The sequence below is a fragment of the Ruegeria sp. YTSC192 genome, assembly GCF_059609705.1.
This window is the reverse complement of the sequence record NZ_JBXWMG010000005.1, coordinates 109,643-133,928: the sequence shown is the minus strand read 5'-3', so window position 1 is coordinate 133,928 and position 24,286 is coordinate 109,643. Positions and strand designations below refer to the sequence as shown.

The 24,286-nt window shown below is 59.1% G+C and carries 24 protein-coding genes; 11 read left to right on the top strand and 13 right to left on the bottom strand.

Going from position 1 to position 24,286, the window contains the following annotated elements; translation table 11 throughout:
- The first annotated feature begins 11 nt into the window (after positions 1-11).
- The 3 genes from AC2FD8_RS09330 to AC2FD8_RS09320 all read left to right on the top strand — a co-directional run bounded on the left by AC2FD8_RS09330 (position 12) and on the right by AC2FD8_RS09320 (position 3,105).
- Positions 12-1,001, top strand: coding sequence for a GT-B fold glycosyltransferase domain-containing protein (locus AC2FD8_RS09330; protein WP_496855631.1), 990 nt, complete (start codon positions 12-14; stop codon positions 999-1,001).
- A gap of 96 nt (positions 1,002-1,097) precedes the next feature.
- Positions 1,098-2,390 carry an O-acetylhomoserine aminocarboxypropyltransferase/cysteine synthase family protein gene (locus AC2FD8_RS09325; protein WP_496855630.1) on the top strand — a complete coding sequence of 431 codons (1,293 nt, stop codon included), beginning with the start codon at positions 1,098-1,100 and terminating at the stop codon, positions 2,388-2,390.
- Between the two features lie 4 nt (positions 2,391-2,394).
- On the top strand, positions 2,395-3,105 hold the full coding sequence (locus tag AC2FD8_RS09320; protein WP_496855629.1) for a GNAT family N-acetyltransferase: 711 nt from the start codon (positions 2,395-2,397) through the stop codon (positions 3,103-3,105).
- A 2-nt stretch (positions 3,106-3,107) separates the two neighbouring features.
- On the opposite strand, the gene AC2FD8_RS09315 is transcribed toward AC2FD8_RS09320, so the two are convergent.
- Complete coding sequence (locus AC2FD8_RS09315) at positions 3,108-3,803, bottom strand: SIMPL domain-containing protein (protein ID WP_496855628.1); 696 nt, start codon at positions 3,801-3,803, stop codon at positions 3,108-3,110.
- A gap of 164 nt (positions 3,804-3,967) precedes the next feature.
- On the opposite strand from AC2FD8_RS09315, the gene AC2FD8_RS09310 reads away from it, so the two are divergent.
- Positions 3,968-5,833, top strand: a complete 1,866-nt coding sequence (locus tag AC2FD8_RS09310) for a hypothetical protein (RefSeq protein ID WP_496855627.1) — start codon at positions 3,968-3,970, stop codon at positions 5,831-5,833.
- Positions 5,826-6,449 (top strand): class I SAM-dependent methyltransferase, encoded by a 624-nt coding sequence (locus AC2FD8_RS09305; protein WP_496855626.1) that lies wholly within the window; start codon positions 5,826-5,828, stop codon positions 6,447-6,449. Before AC2FD8_RS09310 ends, AC2FD8_RS09305 begins: the two co-directional genes overlap by 8 nt.
- On the opposite strand, the gene hppD is transcribed toward AC2FD8_RS09305, so the two are convergent.
- Positions 6,446-7,543, bottom strand: coding sequence for a 4-hydroxyphenylpyruvate dioxygenase (hppD, locus tag AC2FD8_RS09300; protein ID WP_496855625.1), 1,098 nt, complete (start codon positions 7,541-7,543; stop codon positions 6,446-6,448). The two genes, AC2FD8_RS09305 and hppD, sit on opposite strands and share 4 nt — an antisense overlap.
- A 147-nt stretch (positions 7,544-7,690) precedes the next feature.
- Between hppD and AC2FD8_RS09295 the strand changes: the two genes are divergently transcribed.
- Together AC2FD8_RS09295 and AC2FD8_RS09290 are read left to right on the top strand one after the other, a co-directional pair.
- On the top strand, positions 7,691-8,146 hold the full coding sequence (locus AC2FD8_RS09295) for an Lrp/AsnC family transcriptional regulator (RefSeq protein WP_496855623.1): 456 nt from the start codon (positions 7,691-7,693) through the stop codon (positions 8,144-8,146).
- Positions 8,147-8,165: 19 nt separating this feature from the next.
- Positions 8,166-10,046, top strand: coding sequence for a monovalent cation:proton antiporter-2 (CPA2) family protein (locus tag AC2FD8_RS09290; RefSeq protein ID WP_496855621.1), 1,881 nt, complete (start codon positions 8,166-8,168; stop codon positions 10,044-10,046).
- 30 nt (positions 10,047-10,076) lie between these two features.
- On the opposite strand, the gene cobT is transcribed toward AC2FD8_RS09290, so the two are convergent.
- On the bottom strand, positions 10,077-11,087 hold the full coding sequence (gene cobT, locus AC2FD8_RS09285) for a nicotinate-nucleotide--dimethylbenzimidazole phosphoribosyltransferase (RefSeq protein WP_496855619.1): 1,011 nt from the start codon (positions 11,085-11,087) through the stop codon (positions 10,077-10,079).
- A gap of 78 nt (positions 11,088-11,165) precedes the next feature.
- On the opposite strand from cobT, the gene cobS reads away from it, so the two are divergent.
- Complete coding sequence (gene cobS, locus AC2FD8_RS09280; RefSeq protein WP_496855617.1) at positions 11,166-11,930, top strand: adenosylcobinamide-GDP ribazoletransferase; 765 nt, start codon at positions 11,166-11,168, stop codon at positions 11,928-11,930.
- On the opposite strand, the gene AC2FD8_RS09275 is transcribed toward cobS, so the two are convergent.
- The 6 genes from AC2FD8_RS09275 to AC2FD8_RS09250 form a co-directional block, all read right to left on the bottom strand.
- Positions 11,927-12,688 (bottom strand): potassium channel family protein, encoded by a 762-nt coding sequence (locus tag AC2FD8_RS09275; protein ID WP_496855615.1) that lies wholly within the window; start codon positions 12,686-12,688, stop codon positions 11,927-11,929. The genes cobS and AC2FD8_RS09275 overlap by 4 nt on opposite strands.
- Before the next feature lie 118 nt (positions 12,689-12,806).
- The gene (locus tag AC2FD8_RS09270) at positions 12,807-13,322 is read right to left on the bottom strand and encodes a CarD family transcriptional regulator (protein ID WP_170376497.1); all 516 of its coding nucleotides are present in this window, start codon (positions 13,320-13,322) and stop codon (positions 12,807-12,809) included.
- A gap of 285 nt (positions 13,323-13,607) precedes the next feature.
- On the bottom strand, positions 13,608-13,946 hold the full coding sequence (gene fdxA / locus AC2FD8_RS09265) for a ferredoxin FdxA (RefSeq protein WP_496855612.1): 339 nt from the start codon (positions 13,944-13,946) through the stop codon (positions 13,608-13,610).
- A 53-nt stretch (positions 13,947-13,999) separates the two neighbouring features.
- Positions 14,000-14,374, bottom strand: a complete 375-nt coding sequence (locus tag AC2FD8_RS09260) for an RNA-binding S4 domain-containing protein (protein ID WP_496855610.1) — start codon at positions 14,372-14,374, stop codon at positions 14,000-14,002.
- Between the two features lie 6 nt (positions 14,375-14,380).
- Positions 14,381-17,191 (bottom strand): helicase-related protein, encoded by a 2,811-nt coding sequence (locus tag AC2FD8_RS09255; protein WP_496855608.1) that lies wholly within the window; start codon positions 17,189-17,191, stop codon positions 14,381-14,383.
- Between the two features lie 23 nt (positions 17,192-17,214).
- Positions 17,215-17,823, bottom strand: a complete 609-nt coding sequence (locus AC2FD8_RS09250) for a tetratricopeptide repeat protein (protein ID WP_496855606.1) — start codon at positions 17,821-17,823, stop codon at positions 17,215-17,217.
- A 30-nt stretch (positions 17,824-17,853) separates the two neighbouring features.
- Between AC2FD8_RS09250 and AC2FD8_RS09245 the strand changes: the two genes are divergently transcribed.
- The 3 genes from AC2FD8_RS09245 to AC2FD8_RS09235 all read left to right on the top strand — a co-directional run bounded on the left by AC2FD8_RS09245 (position 17,854) and on the right by AC2FD8_RS09235 (position 21,004).
- The gene (locus tag AC2FD8_RS09245; protein WP_170457946.1) at positions 17,854-18,144 is read left to right on the top strand and encodes an SCP2 sterol-binding domain-containing protein; all 291 of its coding nucleotides are present in this window, start codon (positions 17,854-17,856) and stop codon (positions 18,142-18,144) included.
- On the top strand, positions 18,144-19,091 hold the full coding sequence (locus tag AC2FD8_RS09240; RefSeq protein WP_496855604.1) for an alpha/beta hydrolase: 948 nt from the start codon (positions 18,144-18,146) through the stop codon (positions 19,089-19,091). The genes AC2FD8_RS09245 and AC2FD8_RS09240 overlap by 1 nt, the downstream gene beginning before the upstream one ends.
- A gap of 92 nt (positions 19,092-19,183) precedes the next feature.
- Positions 19,184-21,004 carry a M3 family oligoendopeptidase gene (locus AC2FD8_RS09235; RefSeq protein WP_496855602.1) on the top strand — a complete coding sequence of 607 codons (1,821 nt, stop codon included), beginning with the start codon at positions 19,184-19,186 and terminating at the stop codon, positions 21,002-21,004.
- A gap of 46 nt (positions 21,005-21,050) precedes the next feature.
- Here the strand turns inward: AC2FD8_RS09235 and AC2FD8_RS09230 are convergent, their stop codons facing one another.
- The 4 genes from AC2FD8_RS09230 to rpoH form a co-directional block, all read right to left on the bottom strand.
- Positions 21,051-21,680: a peptidoglycan-binding domain-containing protein gene (locus AC2FD8_RS09230; protein WP_496855600.1), complete on the bottom strand. Its 630-nt coding sequence runs from the start codon at positions 21,678-21,680 to the stop codon at positions 21,051-21,053.
- 104 nt (positions 21,681-21,784) lie between these two features.
- Complete coding sequence (locus AC2FD8_RS09225; RefSeq protein WP_170469981.1) at positions 21,785-22,054, bottom strand: DksA/TraR family C4-type zinc finger protein; 270 nt, start codon at positions 22,052-22,054, stop codon at positions 21,785-21,787.
- 59 nt (positions 22,055-22,113) lie between these two features.
- A complete protein-coding gene (locus AC2FD8_RS09220; protein ID WP_496855598.1) occupies positions 22,114-23,088 on the bottom strand; it encodes a Gfo/Idh/MocA family protein in 975 nt (324 codons plus the stop codon).
- 167 nt (positions 23,089-23,255) lie between these two features.
- The gene (gene rpoH, locus AC2FD8_RS09215) at positions 23,256-24,152 is read right to left on the bottom strand and encodes an RNA polymerase sigma factor RpoH (RefSeq protein WP_496855597.1); all 897 of its coding nucleotides are present in this window, start codon (positions 24,150-24,152) and stop codon (positions 23,256-23,258) included.
- Positions 24,153-24,286: the final 134 nt, after the last annotated feature.

Here is a 24,286-nt window from a genome sequence, read left to right as displayed (position 1 = left end):
AACAGGCACGCATGGCTTCGCGGAAATTCAACATTGTCGTCATCGGACAGAATAACCGCCTGCAGTATGAGGCCCTACTGTTCGCTGCCTCGCTGCGCCACTGCGCGCCCGGCTTTGACGGCAAGCTTTTTGTGGCAACCCCAAACCCCGGCCCTCGTTGGAAGCAGAACCCAAGCATCCAGAACGAGGATGTGCGCAAGGCGCTGTCTCAACTGGACGCCGAGATCCTGCCCTTCGACAATCATGTCTTCGGCGAAAGCTATCCGCATGGCAACAAGATCGAGGCCCTGCTGGCCCTGCCCGAGGGGGAGCCTTTTGTCTTCTTCGATACAGATACGCTGATCACCGGCGATCTGGCTTCGGTCCCGTTTGACTTCGAACGCCCCGGTGCCTCTCTCAAGGTGGACGGCACCTGGCCGAAACCCACCCTGTATGGGCCGGGGTTCGAAGGGATCTGGAGCGCGCTCTATCGTCGGTTCGGGCTGGATTTCGACAGCTCGATTGATGACAGCCAGCCAAAGGAGCATTGGAAGCGGTTTCTGTATTTCAACGCAGGCTATTTCTTCTACAAATGCCCGCGTCAATTCGGTGAACGGTTTCTGGATTATGCCAGAACCATTCGCGACGAGGAAATCCCCGAACTAACCGGCCAGAACCTTGATCCCTGGCTGGATCAGGCTGCTTTGCCGCTGGTGATCCACTCCTTCGGTGGCGGGCGTGATGCCTTGCCGGACGGGCTTCTCGATGGGTCGGTCAGTTGTCACTACCGCCTGTTTCCGCTGCTCTACGCCCGTGAGAGTGACCGCGTGATTGAAGTGCTCGAGACCGTCTCGGCCCCCAATAAGATCAAGAAGGTCCTCAAGGCTTATGACCCGATGAAGAGGTTGATTTTCCAAGGCAAAGGTCACAAAATCCGCGAGATGTTCGACCAGAACGCCCTGCCCGGGCGCGAACAGGCCATTCGCAAGGCAATCAAGGCCAGAGGTCTCTGGCTGCGCTGACAGGATCGCCCATAGGATCGTCCAGAGGATCGTTGTGCAAGCGCCTGCAATAGCCTACAGATTCGCCAACACACATTCCAACAGGAGATTTTCACGATGTCTGACGGCCCTACCTACGGTTTCGACACTCTGCAAATTCACGCGGGCGCACGCCCCGATCCCGCAACCGGCGCGCGCCAGACTCCGATCTATCAATCGACGGCTTATGTCTTTCGCGATGCAGACCACGCGGCAGCGCTGTTTAACCTGCAGGAAGTGGGCTTTATCTATTCGCGCCTGACCAACCCGACTGTTGCCGTTCTGCAGGAACGTGTCGCGACGCTTGAGGGCGGCGTTGGCGCGGTGTGCTGTTCCTCGGGTCACGCGGCGCAGATCATGGCGCTGTTCCCGCTGATGGGGCCGGGCTGCAACGTGGTGGCCTCGACCCGCCTGTATGGCGGCACGGTCACGCAGTTTAGCCAGACGATCAAGCGCTTCGGCTGGTCGGCCAAATTTGTCGACACCGACGATCTGGACTCCGTGAAAGCCGCCATCGACGAAAACACCCGCGCGGTCTTCTGCGAATCCATCGCCAACCCCGGCGGCTATGTCACCGATATCCGCGCGCTGGCTGATGTCGCGGACGGCGCAGGCATTCCGCTGATCGTCGACAACACCTCAGCCACGCCTTACCTGTGCCGCCCGATCGAAAACGGCGCGACTCTGGTGGTGCATTCGACCACCAAATATCTGACCGGCAATGGTACCGTCACCGGTGGCTGCATCGTGGATTCGGGCAAGTTCGACTGGTCGGCGAATGACAAGTTCCCCTCGCTCAGCCAGCCCGAGCAGGCCTATCACGGGCTGAAATTCCATGAGACCTTCGGCCCGCTGGCCTTCACCTTCCACGGCATCGCCATTGGCCTGCGCGATCTGGGCATGACCATGAACCCGCAAGCGGCACATTACACGCTGATGGGGATCGAGACGCTGTCGCTGCGGATGGAGCGCCACGTCGAGAACGCACAGAAGATCGCCGCCTGGCTCGAAGCAGATGACCGTGTTGACTACGTGACCTATGCGGGCCTGCCCTCGTCGCCCTACTCCGACCGGGTTAAGGCGCAGTATCCGCGCGGTGCCGGTGCGCTGTTCACCTTTGCGGTCAAGGGCGGCTATGACGCCTGCATCAAGCTGGTGAACGCTTTGGAAATCTTCAGCCATGTTGCCAATCTCGGCGATGCGCGCTCGTTGATCATCCACTCGGCCTCGACCACGCACCGTCAGTTGACGCCCGAACAGCAAGAGGCCGCAGGCGCGGGTCCCAATGTTGTGCGCGTGTCCATCGGGATCGAGGATGCCAACGACCTGATCGCCGATCTGGATCAGGCTTTGGCCAAAGCCAGCGCATAAAGCCATGAGCGGGCACGACACCAACGCACTGGGTCAACCCATCGGACGGCCGGTCACGGGCGAGTTCCCGCGCCCGACGCCGCCCTATACCCCGATGGAGGGCCAGTATTGCTCGGTCGTGCCGCTTGATGTGAACAGGCATGCGCCCGGATTGTTTCGGGCGTTTGCCAATGACGCCGATCACCGAAATTGGACCTACCTGCCCTACGGGCCGTTTGGTTCTGAGCAGGAGTTCGAAACTTGGGCGCGCGCGACCTGCATGGACGCCGACCCGATGTTTCACACGGTTCTGGATGCAAACGACGTACCCGTTGGCATGGCCTCATACCTCAGGATCGAACCCGCCACCGGCGTGATCGAAGTCGGGCATATCCACTTCTCGCCCCTGCTGCAGCGCAAGCCGCAATCGACCGAGGTCATGTATCTGATGATGCGCCGCGTGTTCGATGAATTGGGCTACCGTCGCTATGAATGGAAATGCGACGCGCTGAATGCCCCCTCTTGCAGTGCAGCCCAAAGGCTGGGTTTCACTTATGAGGGTACGTTCCGTCAAGCGACCCACTACAAGGGACGCAATCGCGACACGGCATGGTATTCGATCCTCGACAGCGAATGGCCGCGTATTCGAGAGGCTTTTGAGGACTGGTTGTCCCCGGATAATTTTGACGAAACGGGCCAGCAACGAAATCCGCTGATGGCCCGCACGAGTGCGTGAGCCTATTCTGAAATCTCGAACTCCATCGAGACACTGACAGAAACCGAGATCTCTCCGCCAGCCACAGGCACTCCGCCCGTGTCGGCCATGGCCATCGTTCGCATCTCGGCCATCGGGCGCACACCGCCCCCACGTTCCGAGATCGTCTGAACCGGCCCCAGCGTGACATTGGCGGCTTGGGCGAGCTGCTCGGCCTTTGCAGTTGCTTCACCCACGGCTTTTGCACGGGCCTGAACCTCAATCGGTTCAGGGTCTTGCAGACCAAAGCTCAGCCCGCCGAAATCATTGGCGCCGTCCTGAATGACCGCATCCATGACCTCACCCAATTGGGTCAGATCACGCACCCGCACAAACACCCGGTTCGAGGCGACAAATCCGGTGATCTCGGGTGGCTCCCCGTTCTGCTGTTTCCGATTCGACCAGACCGGCGACAAAGACAGGTCGCGGGTCTGCAGGTCCCGATCCTCGATACCCATGTCACCCAGCCGCGCAAGCACCTGCGCAACAGCATCCGAGGTGGCTTTCATGGCCTCTGAGGCCTCGGGGTTCTGATGTGTCACACCTAGGGTGATCGTCGCCATATCCGGGGCAACCTGAACGGTTCCGGTGGCATCCACGTTGATGCGACGTTCTTCCGCATGCGCCAGCCCGGCGGTGGTTGCGGCCATCATCGCGGCCAGAAAAGCAAATGTCTTCAAGGTGATCCCTCCAATTTACTCTGTCTCAACATGGGTCCGAGGGGCCTACAGGCACAAGGGGAAGTCACGGCTTTTTCTTTCCCTCGGCGGGTTCCTGCTTTAGTATCGCTCTGCGAATACAAAGGTATTTGCGTTGATATGGTTAATTGTGGTTCCTCCGGATTATGAAACCCGCTTTTGCGCTAACCTTTTCTGCGACCGGAATTTCCCTTCAACACCATTCGGATGGTGAATGGTACGACATTGGCAATGCGCCCCTTTCAGCCCCTGATCTGAGTGACCAGATCAAAGCCCTGCACGACAAGGCCTTTGCGCTGGAAAACGACCTGAGCTGCAAATTGATGCTGCCCGCAGATCAGGTGCGGTGTCTGGCTCTGCCCACCGAGGGCCAAAGCGATGATCAGATCAAGTCCGAGGTCCAAACCGCCCTGGCCGAGGCAACGCCGTATGACCTGAGCGACTTGTGCTATGACAGCGCAACCGAGGGGCCAACCACCTTTGTCGCTGTCGTCGCGCGCGAGACGCTGGACGAAGCGCAAGGCTTTGCCGCGCAACACGGATTCGTGCCGGTCGCCTATAGTGCCACAACAACCAACGCCGAGTTTCCGCGTGACCCCGTCTTTGACCTATGCAACACGCCGCCAGTCACTGCGCACGCGCCCGAACCCGAAAGCCCTCCAGTTCATGCCATAGCGGATGACGCGGCGCCTACAGCGTTCCGCTCTCCTGAGCCTGATACGGCTGCAATCGCGTTACCTCCCACATCGAACAAAGGGCAGCGTTGGGCGATTCCTGCGATTGCCGCGTTGATTTGCGTTGGGGTTGGTGTCTGGGCGTGGTCTCTGATCGGGGCGGACCCAGATAACGACACGTCTACCGAAAACGATACGGCCGAACTGTCTGCACCGCAGCCTCAGGACACTTTACTGCCTGAGACGGATCCAGAGCCTGAAACCGAAATCGCGGCGACACCGGCAGCGGAAGAAGAACCAGAACCTGAAGCCCAGCCAGAATTGTCCCCGACAGATGCCGCCATTCTCGAAGCGTTGAAAGTCGCGCCGATGCCTGTGGAACAGATTGCACAGGACCCCGAAGCGCAAAGCGACATCGAAGAGGTCGCAGGCACCCTGGTGGAAGCCCCTGAAGTGCCGACTACCCCGGCATTGGTGCCCGAGGATGACCTCTACCTCGCATCGATTCACTCCTCGGATCTGTCCAGCGACGCGATTGCCCTGCCCGACCAAGGCAGTTTCGATACGGATGCCGCCTTTGAACGCATCCCCGGCCCCGCAATCGCAGGCGCGCAATACGAACTGGACGAACGTGGCTTGGTCGTACCGACACCAGAAGGCGCGCTGTCGCCCGAAGGGATCGTGGTTTATCAGGGGCGTCCGTCCAAGGTCCCGCCTGATGTACCGGTGCGGTTCGAAGACGAACCCGTGGTGGATGAGGTCAACCAAAGGCTGGCCGAACTCCGCCCCCGGCCCCGCCCCGGCAATCTGGTCGAGAATTTCGAACGAACGCAATTGGGCGGGCGCAGTCTTGAAGAGCTTGCGGTCGTGCGACCCAAGTTGCGCCCCGAAAGCCTGCAGGTAAGGCCCGAGGTCGACGATACACCAACCGCTTTGGCCGTGGTCCGCGTGCCCCGCCCCAAATTGCGGCCTGCGCGGGCCGTGGCCTCGGCCAGTGCGAGCGGATCAAATCTGGGGTCAACCGCCGCAGTAGCCTCCGGCAATGACGACGCCGGGTCGTTCCAACCGAAATCCGTGGCTCCGAAAATCCCGACAACGGCCTCGGTCGCGCGGCAGGCCACAATCGACAATGCCCTGAACCTGCGCAAGCTGAACCTGATCGGCGTCTATGGCACCCCGGCCAATCGCCGTGCCCTCGTCCGGCTTCCGAGTGGGCGGTACAAAAAGCTCAAGATCGGCGACAGGATCGACGGAGGCAAGGTCATCGCCATCAGCGACAGCGAGTTGCGGTATCAGAAGAAGGGCCGCAACCTGACATTGAAAATGCCGCGTGGCTGAAGGCGATCCGTATTTTAAGACTGTCAAGGCTGGGTACGAACAAGCGGCTCCCCAGTTGATTCCGGCCTATGACGGTCTTTCTCCTACCGAAGTCCTGCACCCCGTTCTGGATCACTTGCCGGATACCGGAGCGAGCGTTCTGGATGTGGGCGCTGGCACTGGAACGGTGGCGCGTTGGCTGGCCAAACGAGGCTGCGACGTGACGGCGATCGAGCCAGTCGATGCCTTTAGAAACCACGCTATTTGCGGTGACGGCGCGCAATCGGTTCGATGGCTTGATGCTTGTCTGCCAAGACTAATCGCTCTGAAAGACGACGTCGCGTTCGACACCATTCTGGTCATCGGAGTCCTGCATCACCTGCCCCCGCGCGACCAACACATGGCGATCCGCGTCCTGTCTAAACGCCTGAGACCGCAAGGGCAGATGATTTTGTCGCTCAGACATGGCCCCTGCCCGCCGGACCGACCCGGTTTTGTGATTTCGGACGACGCCATCGTTGATCAATCGGTAGGTTCAGGCCTGCGGGTTCACCACAGGTCCCGAACCTCATCGATACAACCGGCGAACCGGCGCGCCGGTGTGACCTGGACGTGGCTGGTCTTTGGCGCAGCTTAGGCCGCCGAAATCTCACCACTTTCGATCTGTTCGCGTTCGATGGATTCGAACAAGGCCTGAAAATTACCCTCACCGAACCCATCATCGCCCTTGCGCTGGATGAACTCGAAAAAGATCGGGCCGATCACGGTTTTTGAGAAGATCTGCAGCAGAATCCGCGTCTCTCCCCCATCCACAACGCCTTCACCGTCGATCAGAATGCCGTGCTTCATCATCCGATCCAGCGGCTCATCATGGTCCGTCACCCGGTCTTTGGACATGTCATAATAGGACTGGTTCGGACCCGGCATGAACTTCAACCCGTTCTCGGCAATGGCATCGGTCGAGGCATAGATGTCCTCGCTGCCCACTGCGATGTGCTGAATACCCTCGCCCTTGTACTTTTTCAGATAAGAGACGATCTGACCGGTTTCACCCCGATCCTCGTTGATCGGGATACGGATGCGGCCACAGGGCGATGTCAGGGCGCGGCTAAAGAGACCGGTGAACTTGCCCTGAATGTCAAAAAACCGGATTTCGCGAAAGTTGAACAGGTCGCCATAGAACTTGAACCACTTGTCCATATTCCCCTTGTAGACATTATGGGTGAGGTGATCGAGATAAAAGAACCCTTCGCCGCGCGGTTTGGATTCCTTGATCCACGCGAATTCATTATTGTAGGGCGAGGTATCGTAATACTGGTCGATAAAGTAGATCAGCGATCCGCCAATCCCTTTTATGGCCGGGACATTCATCGTCTTGTCCGCGCTGTCATATGGCTCCGCCCCTTTTGCGACGGCATGGTCATAGGCTTTCTGCGCATCCACTACCCGCCAGCCCATCGACGGTGCGCAAGGCCCGTGTTCCGCGACGAACTTGTCGGCATAGCTTTCCGGGTCCGCGTTCAGGATGTAGGTGACATCGCCCTGCTGCCATAGCTCGACCAGAGGTTTGGTTTTATGGCGCGCGACCAGATCGAAACCCATTTTCGCGAACAGATCACGCAGTTCCTGCGGTTCGGGATGAGCGAACTCGACAAACTCAAACCCGTCGGTGCCTGCCGGGTTTTCCGGGCTGATGACAGATTTTGGGGCGTTGTGCGGGAAAGGACCCATGGCGCGTCTCCTTCGAAAACAGGAATTTCTTTGCTGATTCCAAAATACGCCTTAACCAGTGCTGTTTCCGCGCATTGTTTTCATGTAAACTCAAGAAGTGCGCGCAAACTGCGCATGAATGAGCTGAAACATGAGATATTGCCGCAAATGCTTGATGCAACCGATACACGCCTGCTTTCAGCGCTGCAAAAGGACGCGCATCTGACCGCTCATCAATTGGGTGAGCTGCTGAACCTGTCCCCCAGCCAGGCAGGCCGCCGTCGTCAGCGCCTTGAGGCCGAGGGTTATATCACCGGTTACGCAGCCCGGCTGGATCCGCTGAAACTGGGTCTGCAGGTTCAGGGGTTTGTTCAGGTTCACCTGGGCACCCATGGCCCCGATCAATCCGCCAGCTTTGCCCGAATGGTTAACACCCAGCCCGAGATTACCAGCGCCTGGACCATGACCGGCGAGGCAGATTATCTGCTTCACGTCTATTGCCACGATCTTTCTGCACTCAACAGCTTGCTTCACGAGGTGATCCTGCCGCATCCTGCAGTAGCAAGGGTACAAAGTCAGATCGTGATGGACCAACTCAAACGCGACGCACCCCTGCCAACCTGAGCGGGCAACGAGGGCATAGATGGACGATTTCCTATATCAGGCTTCAATTTACCTGGCTGCGGCCGTGATCGCCGTGCCCCTGTCGGCGCGGCTGGGCCTTGGATCGGTTCTTGGTTATCTGGCGGCGGGCCTGATCATCGGCCCCGTGCTTGGCCTTGTCGGCGCCGAAACCGAAAACCTGCAGCATGTTGCCGAGTTCGGTGTGGTGATGATGCTGTTCCTGATCGGGCTGGAACTGGAACCGCGCGCCCTTTGGGACATGCGAGACAAACTGTTGGGTCTTGGCGGGCTTCAGGTTCTGTTGTCCACAGCCGTTATTGCCGGTGTGGCCATATATGCAAACCATCCGTGGTCTGTCGCACTGGCGGTCGGTCTGACCTTGTGTTTGTCTTCTACCGCGATTGTGCTGCAAACCCTGTCTGAAAAGGGCCTGATGCAGACAAACGGGGGGCGCGCGACCTTTTCGGTTCTGTTGACGCAGGATATCGCCGTCATCCCGATCCTGGCCCTGCTGCCACTGCTGGCTCTGCCTGCGATACCCCATATCGAGGCAGACGGCTCTATCGACCGGGGCGCGGGGCAACTGCTTGACGCCGGGCATCACAGCCTGTCTCTGGTCGAAGGATTGCCGGGCTGGGCTGTCACTCTGGTCACAATCGGCGCGATTGCCTTTGTCATTCTGGCGGGCGTCTACCTGACCCGACCACTTTTCCGGTTCATCCACGCAACCCGCCTGCGCGAGATGTATACGGCGCTGGCGCTGATGATCGTGGTCGGGATTTCGTTCCTGATGACACTGGTCGGCCTGTCCCCCGCTCTGGGCGCGTTTCTGGCGGGTGTGGTTCTGGCCAGCTCGGAATTCCGCCATGAAATGGAAAGCGACCTTGAGCCGTTCAAAGGCCTGTTTCTGGGGCTGTTCTTCATCACGGTCGGCGCAGGGATCAACGTCGCCTATTTCTTCAACGACCCGTTTGACCTGATCGGTCTGGCCCTGCTGGTCATCCTCGTGAAGGGGATCATCCTCTATCTGGTTGGGAAGGCCTTCAAGCTGAAAGGCCGCGATCACTGGTTGTTCACCTTGGGACTGGCCCAGGCGGGTGAGTTCGGCTTTGTCCTTCTGGCGTTCTCGACGCAGCAGAATGTCATCCCGACGGACCTGTCACAAAAACTGCTGATGATCATTGCCCTGACCATGCTGATCACCCCGCTTCTGTTCATCATCTACGACCTTCTGTCCCGCAGGATGGCACACACAAACGCGGCTCAGGAACCTGACGAGATCGACGAAAAAGGCCCTGTGATCATTGCCGGAATCGGGCGGTTTGGTCAGATCGTCAACCGGCTGGTCCGCGCCAGCGGCTTCAAGACTGTTGTTCTGGACCACGATATCGAAACGATCCAACTGATGCGTAGATTTGGCGTCAAAGGCTTTCTGGGCGACCCGACCCGGCCAGAGCTGCTGCGCGCGGCAGGGCTTGAGAAAGCCTCGGTGCTTGTCGCCGCGATGGATGATCGAAAGACAGTGACGCGCTTGGTCGGCTACGCCCGCCGCCAGCGCCCCGATCTGCACATCATTGCGCGGGCGCATGACCGGACCCATGTGTACGAACTGTATCAGGCCGGGGCCAATGACATCGTGCGCGAAATGTTCGACAGTTCTCTGCGCGCGGGTCGCTATGTGCTGGAGAATATAGGGCTGAGCGAATACGAGGCGGCGCAGGCCGAACAGACCTTCTATCACCATGACCGGACGTCGGTGCGTGAGTTGGCCGAGCTTTGGGTTCCTGGCATGCCAACGGCCGAGAACTCAAAATACATCGAACGCGCGCAAAAGCTTGAGAAGGATCTCGAAACCGCGCTGCTGGAACTGGCCGAGCAGCATGCCAAGGATTCTGCCTGACCGAAGCGAATGCCCGGTCAGGCGTTGACGTTACCCGTCCGAGACACCGGCCTCGGCGAAGGTTGCCATGCCCGAATGGCAGGCAACCGCGCTTTTGAGAATGTTGATCGCAAGCGCGCCGCCAGACCCTTCGCCCAGACGCAGGCCAAGGCTCAGCAGCGGCTCCTTGCCCAGTTTTGACAGCATCGCCGCATGCGCGCCTTCAGCGCTCTGGTGTCCTGCCACAGCGTGATCCAGCGCCGAGGGCGAGATACGCGCCAGACAGGCCGCGGCTGAGGTGCAGATGAAACCGTCCAAAATGACCGGGATACGCAACACACGGGCCGCCGCAATCGCTCCGGCCATGGCCGCGATCTCGCGCCCGCCGAGGCAGCGCAGAACCTCCAACCCGTCGTCACTGCCATGCAGAGCAACACCTTCGGCCACCACGCGGGTCTTGTTGGCAAGCCCCGCATCGTCGACACCTGTCCCGCGACCGGTCCAATCGGCAGCCTCACCTCCGAACAGGGCGCAAGCGATTGCAGCGGCGGGCGTGGTATTGCCAATCCCCATCTCGCCAACCACCAGCAGATCGGACTGAGGGTCCACGGCCTGCCAGCCGGTCTGCAGCGCGCTCAGCAACTCGGCCTCACTCATGGCTGGGGCTTGGGTGAAATCCGCTGTCGGACGATCCAGATCCAGCGCGTGGACATCCATCTTGGCGCCCGCCGCCTTGGCCAATTGGTTGATCGCAGCACCGCCATGTTCAAAATTCATCACCATCTGCACGGTTACTTCGGGCGGAAACGCGGATACGCCCTGCGCCGTGACCCCGTGGTTGCCGGCAAAGACAATCACCTGAGGGGCCGCAACCAGCGGTCGCGCATCCCCGCGCCACGCCGCATACCAGATCGCCAGATCCTCAAGCCGCCCCAGCGCGCCCGGAGGTTTGGTCAACTGACCATTGCGTTCAGCCGCGCCATCCGCCGCCGCCATGTCCGGCCCTTGGGCGCTGGTCAACGCGTCGCGGAACGTGTTCAAATCATTCAGTTCAGGCAGCATCAAAGCCTCATTGCATCAGAGTGGTCCTGCGTGTTTAACCGAAGCACTGAATCCAACAAGACCCCGAAAGGCGCGGAAGTGCAAAAAAACGACACCAATCCGGTTTCCGCATGGGATATCCCGCTGGCGCTGGTCTTGTTGACGCGCCTGCCCCTGCCCCGCCTGCCCGAGAGGGTCTTTGCCCGCCAGGCGCAAGCGGCTTGGGCCTTTCCCGTCGTTGGTCTTGTGATTGGCGCATTGGTTTGCCTCATCGGCTGGCTTGCACTGGCATTCTCGGTTCCGCCTTTCATTTGCGCGGTGTTGCTGGTCGCGGCTCTGACCATGACGACGGGCGCAATGCATGAGGACGGGCTGGCCGATACATTTGACGGCCTATGGGGCGGGTTCACGCCCGAACGCCGGTTGGAGATCATGAAAGACAGCCATATCGGCACATATGGCGTTCTGTCCCTGATTGGCGCGCAGCTGATGCGGGTTGCAGCAATCGCCGCGCTTTTGTCGGCCGGCGCGTTTATGGCGATTATTGCCGCCTGCGTGGTATCCCGCGCGTTCATGCCGGTATTGATGGCTGTACTGCCCAATGCACGAAAGTCAGGTCTCAGCCATTCCGTCGGGGCTCCGTCGGTGTTCCCAGTCTTGGTTTCGCTCGCTCTGGCGGTTCTGACAGGAGTGTTCCTGATCGGTGCGCAGGTCATTTTGCCCGCCCTATGCGCCGCGCTCGTTGTGGGTGCGCTGGCCCTCGTGGCAAAGGCCAAGATAGGCGGCCAAACCGGAGACATCCTCGGCGCGTCTCAGCAATTGGCCGAGATCACCTTTTTGATCGCACTAACAGCGCAGCTTTAAGACACCCCGCCGGTTTCGATCCGCAGGGTGCAGCCGCAATGCTTGCAATGCACTGCGTCCGGATCATGCCGGAACAGCCCGCAGCTGGGGCACTTGTGGCGCACTTTCTGCGGCATGAAAATCGCCTGCGCGAGGCGCACAAACAGAGCAACCCCAACCACCATGATAAACACCGAGAACAGCTTGCCCCACGGCGTCGACAGGGTAATGTCACCAAACCCCGTCGTCGTCAGGGTCGCCATGGTGAAATACAGCGCGTCAATATAGGGGTTCTGAGCGTCCTCGGGGATGAAAAAGACAAGAACCGCTGTCGAAGTTGCAAACACGAAGACCAGCAGATTGATGGCCGCGATGACCGCATCTTCATGCGTGCGGAAAAAGGTGCTGTCGCGCCGCAAATCCCACAACAGATGGTACGAATGGATCAACCGAAGGGCGCGCAGGATACGAAGGAATGCGAGGTTGCCGGTCAGAAACGGGTCGAGGATCAGCGACGCGATCACCACAATATCCGCCAGCGTATAAATCTTGCGCAACAGCTTCCAACGGTCTTTGGCGATCCACATTCTGGCTGAAAAATCCAGAAGGATAATAAAGCCAACCACCCAACTGATAGCAGTCACCCATGGGCCATGCGGAAAATGCGCGGTGGCGACAAAGAAGATGATCGTGACCACATCAAACAGGATCAAACCATAGCGGAACCAGACCGAAATCGGGGCCTTTCCGATATATAGGAACTTGACCGTCTTCTTCATGCCGAACCGGTATCTGCTTGCATCTACAGAAAAACTAACCGGTTTTCACCAATCCACCAAGCAACGAAAAAAGCCGCCCCGATGCCGGAGCGGCCCTGCTGTTTCAATCGTCGTGGACTTAGGCGGCAGCGGCGCGCGAGGTCAGGACGTCATCAACCTGCTTGGCGGCAGAAATCTCTCCGTCTCCGGACACGGCGGCGACTTCGCGGGTCAGACGTTCCAGCGCTGCTTCGTACAACTGACGCTCGGAATAGCTTTGTTCGCGCTGGTCATCGGTGCGGTGCAGGTCGCGAACCACTTCTGCGATCGAGATCAGATCGCCTGAGTTGATCTTTTGTTCATATTCCTGCGCGCGACGCGACCACATGGCCCGTTTGACCTTGGCCTTGCCCTTCAGCGTCTTCATCGCCTGGCTGATCACATCCGGCGAGCTGAGCGAACGCAGACCGGATTCGGTCACCTTGTTTGTAGGCACCCGCAGGGTCATCTTGTCTTTCTCAAAAGAGATGACGAACAATTCGAGCGAAAATCCAGCGACGTCCTGCTCTTCGATCGAAATGATCTGACCCACACCATGGGCGGGGTAGACGACATAGTCGTTCGGGCGGAACTCAAGCTTTTTCGACTTCGACATTCAATTCATTCCTTGGTTTTGGACCGGGATGCGAACAACAAAAAAACCACGCTCGGGGCCTGTTGTGGCCCCGGCAGGCGGTCTGTTTGTCACTAATTCAAAACTCCAAAGCGAGCATACTTACGGAGCACATCCCAATCTCAGTCATCATGTAAGGACGGAGTATATCACAAAAATGCGACACTCGAAAGTTTACCTTGGGGAAATTTTAAGCAATCACCCTATAATCAACAGGCTAACCCGCGCTAGCCTATGCCACAGGCAAACATAAACGGCACGAATCGCTTATCCGCCTTCACCCGGAGCTTCGGAGAAGTACTTCTCCATCTTGCCTTCTTCGCCGTCGCGCTCTTCCGCCTCGGGCAATGGGTCTTTCTTGGTGACAATGACCGGCCACATTTCCGAGAATTTGCGGTTGAATTCAACCCAGCTTTCCATGCCCGGTTCAGTGTCGGGGCGGATAGCATCAGCCGGGCATTCGGGCTCACAGACGCCACAGTCGATGCATTCGTCAGGGTGGATGACCAGCGTATTCTCACCTTCGTAGAAACAGTCCACTGGGCACACTTCCACACAGTCGGTGTATTTGCAGCCGATGCAGTTTTCGGTAACGACGTAGGTCATGTTCAGAATCCCAATTAGATTTGGCGTCTAGCTAGTTCAGTCCGGGTTCGGCTTCAAGATGTGGGGCCGTTCGGGGTGCGAGAAAGATCAAGCGCGCGCCGATCTTTCTTGGTTGGACGACCTTTTCCTTCAAATGACGGGTTTCTAGGGGGTATGTCCTGTTTTTCCGTCATATCGAAGTACAATGTTTGCGCCTCGGGGGCCGGACCGCGGCGGTCGCCGAGCTTTTCAACGCGCACGACCCTGACGATTTTCCCCTGTGGAAAGGTCAGAACGTCCCCGGGCACTACTGTCTGGGCGGGTTTCAGCACCCGGTTTCCGTTCAGCCTGACATGGCCGCTGCTGACCTGTTTCGCCGACAGGCTGCGGGTCTTGAAGAACCGCGCCTGCCAGAGCCATTTGTCGATCCGCAGCTTGGCCTGATCCATGACGGATCAGTTGCCGCCCTTCAAACCCATCAGCGCTGCTGCAAACGGGTTGTCGGGGTCGATCGCCTTTTCCTTCTTCGGAGGCCGCGACGAGAAGGATTTTGCGCCCTGCGGCTTGCCGCCCTTCTTGCCTTGCGGCTTGCGGCCGTCCTGAGGTTTCCCACGCGGCTTGCCTTTGCCCTGCCCCTGCTCGCGGCGCGGGCCACGGTTCTGCTGGCGCTGGCGGCCCCATGTGAAAGTGAAGAACACCTCGACCTCGGGCTCGTCACTTGCGGGTTCTGCGACCGGGGCCTCGGCTGGCGCCTCGGTGCTTTCGGTGGCCTCGGCTGGCGCCTCGGCGGGTGCGGCGACCTCATCGGTCGATGCCTCAACGGCCGGGGTTTCATCGACGGCGGGTTGTTCTTCCGCTGGAGTTACAGGGGCCTCGGCAGGTGCGGCCTTGACCTTTTCACGCTCGCCGCGTTCGGCCTTGTAGCCCAGTCCCTGCATCAAGTCCGCGAACTGATCCAGCGTCATGCCGGTGATCGACAGCATGTCGGGCTTGGCTTCAAAGCCACCCCGGCTGTCCTCAGAGCGCAGCATATCGGCCAGACGTTCCAGCATGTCGATCCGGATCGAGCGATCGCCAGCATCGCGGTAACCGCACATCGTGTCATAGCCTTGCGGCGCATCCTTGGCGACCGGTACGGTGACCAGACCCGGAGGCGGCGCTTCGGGGAATTCCTGCAAACCGCTGGACAATGCCCACAGAACCAGACGCAGGCGCGTCGGCGCAGGCTTCAGCAATAGTGGCATGAAGATGGTGAATTGACCAAAACGGATGCCATGCTTGCGCAGCGCGCCACGAGCGTCCTGATCCAGATCTTTGACCTCTTGCGCGACCTGCGCACGGGGCAGCACGCCCAGCGCCTCGACCATGCGGAAGGCAAAACCTTTGGCCAGACCGGACAGTTCCTCGTCCCGCGACAGGTTCAGCAGCGGCTCGAACAGTGCGGCCACTTTGCGGTCGATGAAGTGCTGCAGACGGCGCTGCACCTTCTGTTCGACGTCCGGCCCTGCGGCCTCATCCACAAAAACCTCGACCATCGGCTTGAGAGGCTCTGCCCCGGCAACCAGTTTGCCGACAGCGTATTCGCCCCACATCAGGCCACCCTGATCGGTAAAATCAATTTCGGTATCGGGTGCATTGTAGAAGCGATCGGCACGCAGATGGAATTGCGGTGCCAGTGCTTGCAGCGAGGCCGACTTGAGCGCTTTCGCCTCAGCCCCTTGCGCGCTTTTGTCCGGTGTAAACCGGAACCCTTCCAAACGACCGACGAATTCGCCTTCGACGGTCACTTCACCCTTGTCATTTACTTCGGCCAAAAGGGCCTCCTTCTGTTTGAGCCGGCGCAACAAAACGGATGTGCGCCGGTCCACAAATCTTTGCGTCAGACGATCATGCAGAGCGTCCGACAACCTGTCTTCTACAGTGCGCGTTTCGCCGCGCCAATGCGATTCGTCACGGACCCAGCCGTTTCGTTGCGCAACATATGTCCAAGTGCGAATATAAGCCAACCTTTTGGACAACGCATCTATATCTCCGTCCGTCCGGTCGATCCGGCGGATTTGCCGCGCCATGAAGTCGTCCGGTATCGCGCCGCGCTCGTGCAAATGGCCGTAGATCACCTCGAGCAGGCTGGCATGTTCCGAATGGCTGATACCCCGAAAATCGGGAATTCGGCACACATCCCATAGCAAACGGATCGACGGGCCATCGCTGGCGCGGGCTGCGACCTCGGTCACTTGAGACAGCGATTTCAGCACGTTCAGGTCGTCTGCAGGGCGGGCCTTGGTCAGATGTTCATCATTCGGGCTGACCTCAAGCGATGTGATCAGCGCGTCGATCGAGCCGAACCGCAGGGCGGCATTCCGCCAGTTCAGCTTTTTCATCGGCGTAAAGCGGCTGTCCATGATCGCCTGCGCAACGCCCTCGTCCAGCGGCGGGGCCTCGCCGGTCACACCGAAAGTGCCATCCGACATGCCCCGGCCTGCCCTGCCTGCGATCTGGGCCAGCTCATTGGGGGCCAAGGGGCGCATTCGGCGACCGTCGAATTTCGTCAGCGAGGAAAACGCCACGTGGTTCACATCCAGGTTCAGGCCCATCCCGATGGCATCGGTCGCCACCAGATAGTCGACCTCACCATTCTGATAGAGGTCGACCTGCGCGTTCCGCGTGCGCGGGCTAAGCGCGCCCATCACAACGGCCGCCCCACCCTTTTGGCGGCGCAAAAGTTCGGCGATGGCATAGACGTTTTCGACCGAGAACCCGACAATTGCGCTGCGCGGGGGCATTCGGCTGATCTTTTTCGATCCCGAATACACCAGCTGAGACATCCTTTCGCGCCGGACAAATTGCGCCTCGGGCACCAGTGCCGCAATTGGGCCGCGCATGGTGTCGGACCCCAGAAACAGCGTCTCGCTCGTTCCGCGCGAGCGCAGCAGCCGGTCGGTAAATACGTGGCCGCGTTCGGGATCGACGCAAAGCTGGATTTCATCAATCGCGACGAAATCCGCGCCCATGCCTTCGGGCATCGCCTCGACCGTGCAGACCCAGTATTGCGTACGCGGTGGTACGATCCGTTCCTCACCCGTCACCAGCGCCACGACCGAGGGGCCGCGAATGGCGACGATCTTGTCATAAACCTCACGCGCGAGCAGACGCAGAGGCAGGCCGATGACACCTGTCCGGTATCCCAGCATGCGTTCTATCGCGTAGTGAGTTTTACCTGTGTTCGTTGGGCCAAGTACGGCCACTACTCGGGATGACCCGCTCACCTTTGCCCCCAGCGTCCTGAGACTTACAGCGCCTTGCCTTCAACCTGAGGCTTCAGCCGATTCAAGGCATTGGTTACTTCTTCATGATGGGGATGTATAGCCAACGCGCGGGAATAAGCCTCAAGCGCCTGATCGGGTTTGCCGACGACCTCGAAGATCAGGCCCAGACCGTAAATAGCCTGATAGTTGTTCGGGTTGAGGGTCAGCGCATGTTCCAGATCAGCCGCAGCCATTCCAAACCGGTCGATGCCGAAAAAGGCCGAGGCCCGCGCGTGCCAGCCTTCGGCAAACTCGGGCGCGTGGTCGGTCAACGCGGTGAGGTGTTCTATCGCAGTCTCGATATCGCCGTCGTCCAGTGCGTCGCGCCCCCGCTCAAGCAACAGATCGGCCGAGGGTGAACCGGATTGCGACCATAGCGCCTGCAACTGCCGATCGAGACCGACGGCTTGCTCCGGGGTTGCCGCTGTCAGCTGTCTCAACAGCGCCTCTTCGTCGCGGGAATCCGCTTGTTGCGCTCCACCACTGGTGGAAAACGTGACTAGCACGACAAGTGCCGCAACGGTACCTTTGAGATTGTTGATTGCAATACCCATAACAATGGTCAGTGTAGCGTTGCGACCGGGGATGTCCATTCACGGCGCATAAACAATATGAGGAAAAGCATGAGCGAGATTCTTGAAAAGGCTGCGGCCGCGCTGAATGAAAAGCTGGCTGGCGGTGGCTTTGATGCGTCCGCCAAGTTTGCAATCGCCGATCTGGGCGCGATTGTTCTGGACGGCGACGGTGCCCGCGTCAGTGATGACGATGCCGACGTGACACTCAGCGCGGATGCGGACACGTTCGAACAGATTCTCAGCGGCGATCTGAACCCGACCGGTGCGTTCATGTCCGGCAAGCTGAGCGTCGACGGTGACATGGGAATCGCCATGCAGCTTGCATCGGTACTGGCCTGATGGAGTACTCGCCGGCCCCCTTTTATGATGACGTGGCCGGCGACCCCGCCGGTGGTACAGCCCATTGGGTCCACACCGCCGACGGCAAACGCATCCGTGTCGGGCATTGGCTGCCCGAGGATGCAAAGAACGGCACGGTATTCCTGTTTCCGGGCCGCACCGAATATATCGAGAAATACGCCAGCACCGCGGGGGAATTCCTGAACCGCGGATTCGCCGCCCTCGCCGTCGACTGGCGCGGACAGGGCTTGGCCGACCGCATGCTGGACGAACCCCGCATCGGGCATGTCGAAGAGTTCACCGACTACCAACATGACGTCGCCGTGGTGCTAGAACTGGCGGAGACACTGGACCTGCCGCGCCCGTGGTACGTGATCGGACATTCGATGGGTGGCGCAATCGGCCTGCGCGCGGTCATCCAGCACGATTGCTTTGCCGCCTGCGCGTTCACCGGGCCGATGTGGGGCATTTTCTTCGTGCCGATCATGAAACCCCTCAGCCGTATGACCGCCTATTGGGGCACGGCGCTGGGGTTGGGGGAACGTACCCCCCCGACAACAACCTTAACCAGCTATGTTCTGGCGGAACCGTTCGAGGGCAACTCGCTGACGCGCGACCCGGACATGTTCAAAATGATGCAGGATCAACTGAAGGCGCACCCCGAGCTGGCGCTTGGTGCCCCGTCCAACCAATGGCTGCGCGAAGCCCTCAGCGAATGTGAATGGCTGATGGCGCAACCGGCGCCGGACACCGCCTGCCTGACCTATCTGGGCAGCCACGAACAGATTGTTGACCGCAAGGCGATCCGGGCCCGGATGGCCAACTGGCCCAACGGCCGTCTGGTCGAGATCCCCGATGGCGAGCATGAGGTGCTGATGGAAGCCCCCGAGGTTCGCAATCCGGTTCTGGACGAGCTGACCGCGCATTTCCTGGCAAATCGCCCCTAAGGCCTCCGCACGACACTGATCTTGACTGGCGGCTTGTGATCCGGGCGCGCCAGCCCTAGATGTTTGGCAACAAAGCTAATCAGAGGTGTTCCATGCGCGACCTGCCCTTTCCTGTCCGTGATGCAAATGCAGTCGGCGGTGCCGATAATCTTGGCAACCTGCCCGAATGGGACCTGACCGACCTCTATGCCTCGGAAGAAGCGGCCGAGCTGACGCGGGATCTGGACTGGCTTGAGGGCGAATGCGCCTCATTCGCGGCGGATTACGAGGGCAAACTGGCCGATCTGGACGCCGCAGGCCTGCTGACCTGCGTGTATCGCAACGAAAAGATCAACGCCATCGCCGGTCGGATCATGTCCTTCGCCGGTCTGCGCTATTACCAACTGACCACCGATGCCGACCGCGCCAAGTTCCTGTCGGACATGCAGGAAAAGATCACCGTCTTCACCACCCCTCTGGTGTTCTTCACGCTTGAGATCAACCGCATCGAAGACGACGTGCTGCAGGCGCATTTTGCGGCCAACACTGATCTTGCACGCTATGAGCCCGTCTTCCGCCGTATCCGCGCGATGAAACCCTACCAACTGTCTGACGAGCTTGAGAAATTCCTCCATGACCTCGGCGTGGTCGGCGACGCGTGGGAGCGTTTGTTCGATGAAACCATCGCGGGCCTGACCTTCACCGTCGACGGCGAAGAGCTGAACATCGAAGGCACCCTGAACCTTTTGACCGAACAGGACCGCAGCAAACGCGAGGCGGCCTCGCGCGAGTTGGCCGCCGTCTTTCAGGACAACATCAAAACCTTCGCCCGTGTCCACAACACGCAGGCCAAGGAAAAAGAAATCGTAGACCGCTGGCGCAACATGCCGAGCGCACAGACCGGTCGCCACCTGTCGAACGACGTCGAGCCCGAAGTGGTCGAAGCCCTGCGCGAAGCTGTCGTCGCCGCCTACCCCAAGCTGAGCCACCGCTACTATGAGCTCAAACGCAAATGGCTGGGTCTGGACGTGATGCAGGTCTGGGACCGCAACGCGCCACTGCCCATGGAAGACACCCGCATCGTCGGCTGGGACGAGGCCGAAAAGACGGTGATGGATGCCTACAACGCCTTTGATCCGCGTATGGGTGAGATTGCCTCGCCCTTCTTCTCGAAAGGTTGGATCGACGCGGCGGTGAAGCCGGGCAAGGCACCGGGCGCTTTCGCGCATCCGACCGTGACAGATGTCCACCCTTACGTGATGCTCAACTATCTGGGCAAACCGCGCGACGTGATGACATTGGCGCACGAACTTGGCCACGGTGTCCATCAGGTTCTGGCCGCCGATCAGGGCGAGATGCTGTCCTCGACACCGCTGACACTGGCCGAGACCGCCTCAGTCTTTGGTGAGATGCTGACCTTCCGCAAAATGTTGGACAAGGCCGAAACCAAGGAACAGCGCAAGGTCCTGCTGGCTGGCAAGGTCGAGGACATGATCAACACGGTCGTCCGTCAGATCGCCTTTTACGATTTCGAATGCAAACTGCACGCCGCCCGCCGCGAAGGCGAGTTGACCCCGGACGACATCAATGCCCTGTGGATGAGCGTTCAGGCCGAAAGCCTTGGGCCTGCGTTCGAATTCATGGAAGGGTATGAGACCTTCTGGGCCTACATCCCGCATTTCGTCCATTCCCCGTTCTACGTCTACGCCTATGCATTCGGAGACGGCCTCGTGAACGCGCTTTATTCGGTCTACGAAAGCGGCGCTGAAGGGTTCGAGGACAAGTATTTCGAAATGCTGCGCGCGGGTGGGTCAAAACACCACAAGGACCTGCTGGCCCCGTTCGGGCTGGACGCAAGCGACCCCAAGTTCTGGGACAAGGGCCTGTCGATGATCTCAGGCTTCATCGACGAACTGGAAGCGATGGAAGACTAAACGGAGCGCCCGGGCTGGCAACGGCCCGGGCCTTCTCAGATAGGCGTCAAACGTCTTTCAGGGCCTTCAGGCTCCGCTCTATGTCTTTGATCGCAACATCCAGATGCTTGCCACGCCAATCGCCGCCATTGTAGCCCAAATACAGCTTCTCCCACTGCTTGTTCAGGCTTTCAATCTGGGGGATCAGCTTTTTCGCTTTCGCAGGGTCCGTGGTCACAGTCTTGTCGAACAACTCAATCTGCGCGGCGAGTTTTTTGGCGACCTCCACTCTCTGGTTCGCAGCCTTCACATCAACCTCAAGCGCCTTTCGGGTCGCCGCGAATTTCTTGTTGGCGGAAACAACCATCGTTTCGAACTGCGAGATGGCCTGATTCACTTCTTTGGACAGGGTCGGCGTGTAGGCCCCGCTTCTGACGTCGGTCTTGACGTCCTGTTCGAACACAATCTCGGGCCGTTTCGGCAACGGGCCACCAAATTTCAAAGCTGCCAGAGTATTGGGGCCGATTTTGCCATCAGCCGACAGTTTGGCCTTTTTCTGAAACGCGCGGGTTTGCTTTTCGGTCAGAGGGCCAAAATCTCCGTCCTCTTCCAGTTTGGGCTTTGCGCCCGCTTTGTTCAAAAGTTTCTGCGCCTCGGCGACGTCCTTACCCTTGGAGCCCTTTTTCAAAACAGCCATCTGAATGCACCTTTTTAACCAAAACCAAAATACAAAATCTCAATGCGGTTTAAGGTGCCAACTATTGGCTGTCTTGACAAGTTTTAGGCAGCAAACGCGGGCAATCACTTCAACTGGCTATCTTTCGATCCGCGCCGGTTGATGCCTGACCTTTGCTGATATGTCCCATCCCGATCCTGTTGGCAGTCCAAACACAGCTTGACACCGGGCAGTGCTTGTCGGCGTTTTTCGGGAATGGGTTCTTCGCATTCCGCACAATGGGTCAAGCTTTCACCAACCGGCCGCTTTTGCGCCTGCATCCGCGCCAGTTCGTCGGAAATAGACGCCTCGATCTGTTCACTGACCGCACCATCTCGGGCCCAACCTCCGGCCATGGGACCTCTCCTTTTATGTGTGCAATACAGGATACGCGCGGCAGGCAACGTCTGGCAAGTCAGAGGGGAACGGCACCCGCGAACACGCGATCAATCATCTCTTGCGTCCCGCGCGAAAACTCCAGCGGGCACGGATAGGCCGCCCCCTCGCGGACCGAGCGGCAGAAGGCCTCAACCTGCAGTTTATAGTGATCGTCGCCGGGAAACCGGGTCACCTGAACCTCAAGCCCCGGGCGATGCAGTTCAACCCGCGCCTCGCCGAACACCCGTGCGTTGAACGGAGCGGTCAGGCGGATGACACCGCCTTCGCCGTGAAACACCATCTCTTGATGCGGGTGCATCCGGATCGAGACATAGGCCGAATAGGTAAAGCCCGGGAATTGTGCGCGAATTTCGGTGAACGTGTCGATGCCGTCCTGCCAGCGGATCGCGGACTGTACTTCAGACGGCTCCTGTCCTGTGGCGAACCGCGCGCCACCGATCACATAGACCCCGATGTCCCGCAGCCCGCCCCCGCCGGTTTCCGCCCGATTGCGAATATTGGTCGTATCCTGCCGATTGTCGAAACTGAACGCGCCGGTCACATGAACCAGATTGCCAATGGCACCATCGGCGATCAGTTTCCTGACGAACTGCCACTGAGGGTGATGCACGATCATATAGGCCTCGGCCGCCAGCAACCCTGTCTGATCACGCTTTTCGATCAGCGCATCAAACTCAGCCGCCTGCATCGTCATCGGCTTTTCACACAGCACATGCTTACCCGCGTCCAGCGCCCTCAGGCTCCATTCAACATGCATGTGATTTGGCAGAGGGATATAGACGGCCTCGATCTTGGGATCATCCAGAAGTGCGTCGTAGCTGTCATAGACATTCAGATCTGGGCAAAACGCCTGAAACGGTTCGGCCTTGACCGGGCCTGAGGTCGCAAGCCCCGCCAAACGCGCCCCATCGGCTGCGTGGATCGCCGGAGCCATAAATTGCCGCGCAAACTTAGCAGCCCCCAGAACGCCAAATTGAACCGGTTTCTGCATCGCTTTCTCCCTGATCTTTGCGCTCGGTCTGCGTTCCAACTCAAGACCTAGCCAGGGCAAGTGTCAACACTCAATCAAAAATGGACTAGATATGGGGTGTAAGCTTTTGTTTTACATCATTTTGTAAAACAGCCCGCAGTGATCTGCGGGCTGTATGATCTTCACGCCTAGCGCGTCGCAAGCATGCCTTTTTCACGGGCCAGATCGCGCATTTTCTTTTGCAGCTTCTCGAACGCGCGGACCTCGATCTGCCGAATACGTTCGCGGCTGACGCTGTATTGCGTGCTGAGTTCCTCCAAAGTGACCGGCTGATCCATCAGGCGGCGCTGAGTCAGGATATCCTTCTCGCGATCATTCAACACCTCAAGTGCGGCTGCCAGCAGCTCACGCCGGGCGTCCAGCTCATCGCGTGCCTCGTAGTCGCCCGCCTGATCGGCGTCCTCGTCCTCAAGCCAGTCCTGCCACTGCATGGTGCCTTCGCCCTCGGACCCGACGGTCGCGTTCAGCGAGGCATCACCACCGGACATGCGGCGGTTCATGCTGATGACTTCTTCCTCGGTCACACCCAGATCATTGGCGATCCGTGCGACGTTTTCAGGGCGCAAGTCGCCCTCTTCCAGCGCACCGATGCGGGCCTTGGCCTTGCGCAGATTAAAGAACAGCTTTTTCTGTGCCGAAGTGGTGCCCAGTTTCACCATCGACCAGGACCGAAGGACATATTCCTGGATCGAGGCCCGAATCCACCACATGGCATAGGTCGCCAGTCGGAATCCTTTTTCAGGATCGAACTTCTTGACCGCCTGCATCAGGCCCACATTGGCCTCGGAAATCACTTCGGATTGCGGCAGACCGTAGCCGCGATAGCCCATGGCAATCTTGGCCGCAAGACGCAGATGCGACGTGACCATCTTATGCGCGGCCTCGGTGTCCTGCTCTTCGACCCAGCGCTTGGCCAGCATGTATTCTTCTTCCGGCTCCAGCAGAGGAAACTTGCGAATTTCCTGCATATAGCGGTTCAGGCCGCCCTCAGGCGTCGGCGCGGGGAGATTTGCGTAATTTGCCATTTTGATGTCCCTCCGACAAATGTTTAGTTCTTTAACATACGATATGGGTAAGGAACCCATCCCTTTCAAGAGGTACCGTTAACAGTTTGAAATTAAGCTTGGGTAAAGAAAAGCTAAGAAACTCTTACTCACAG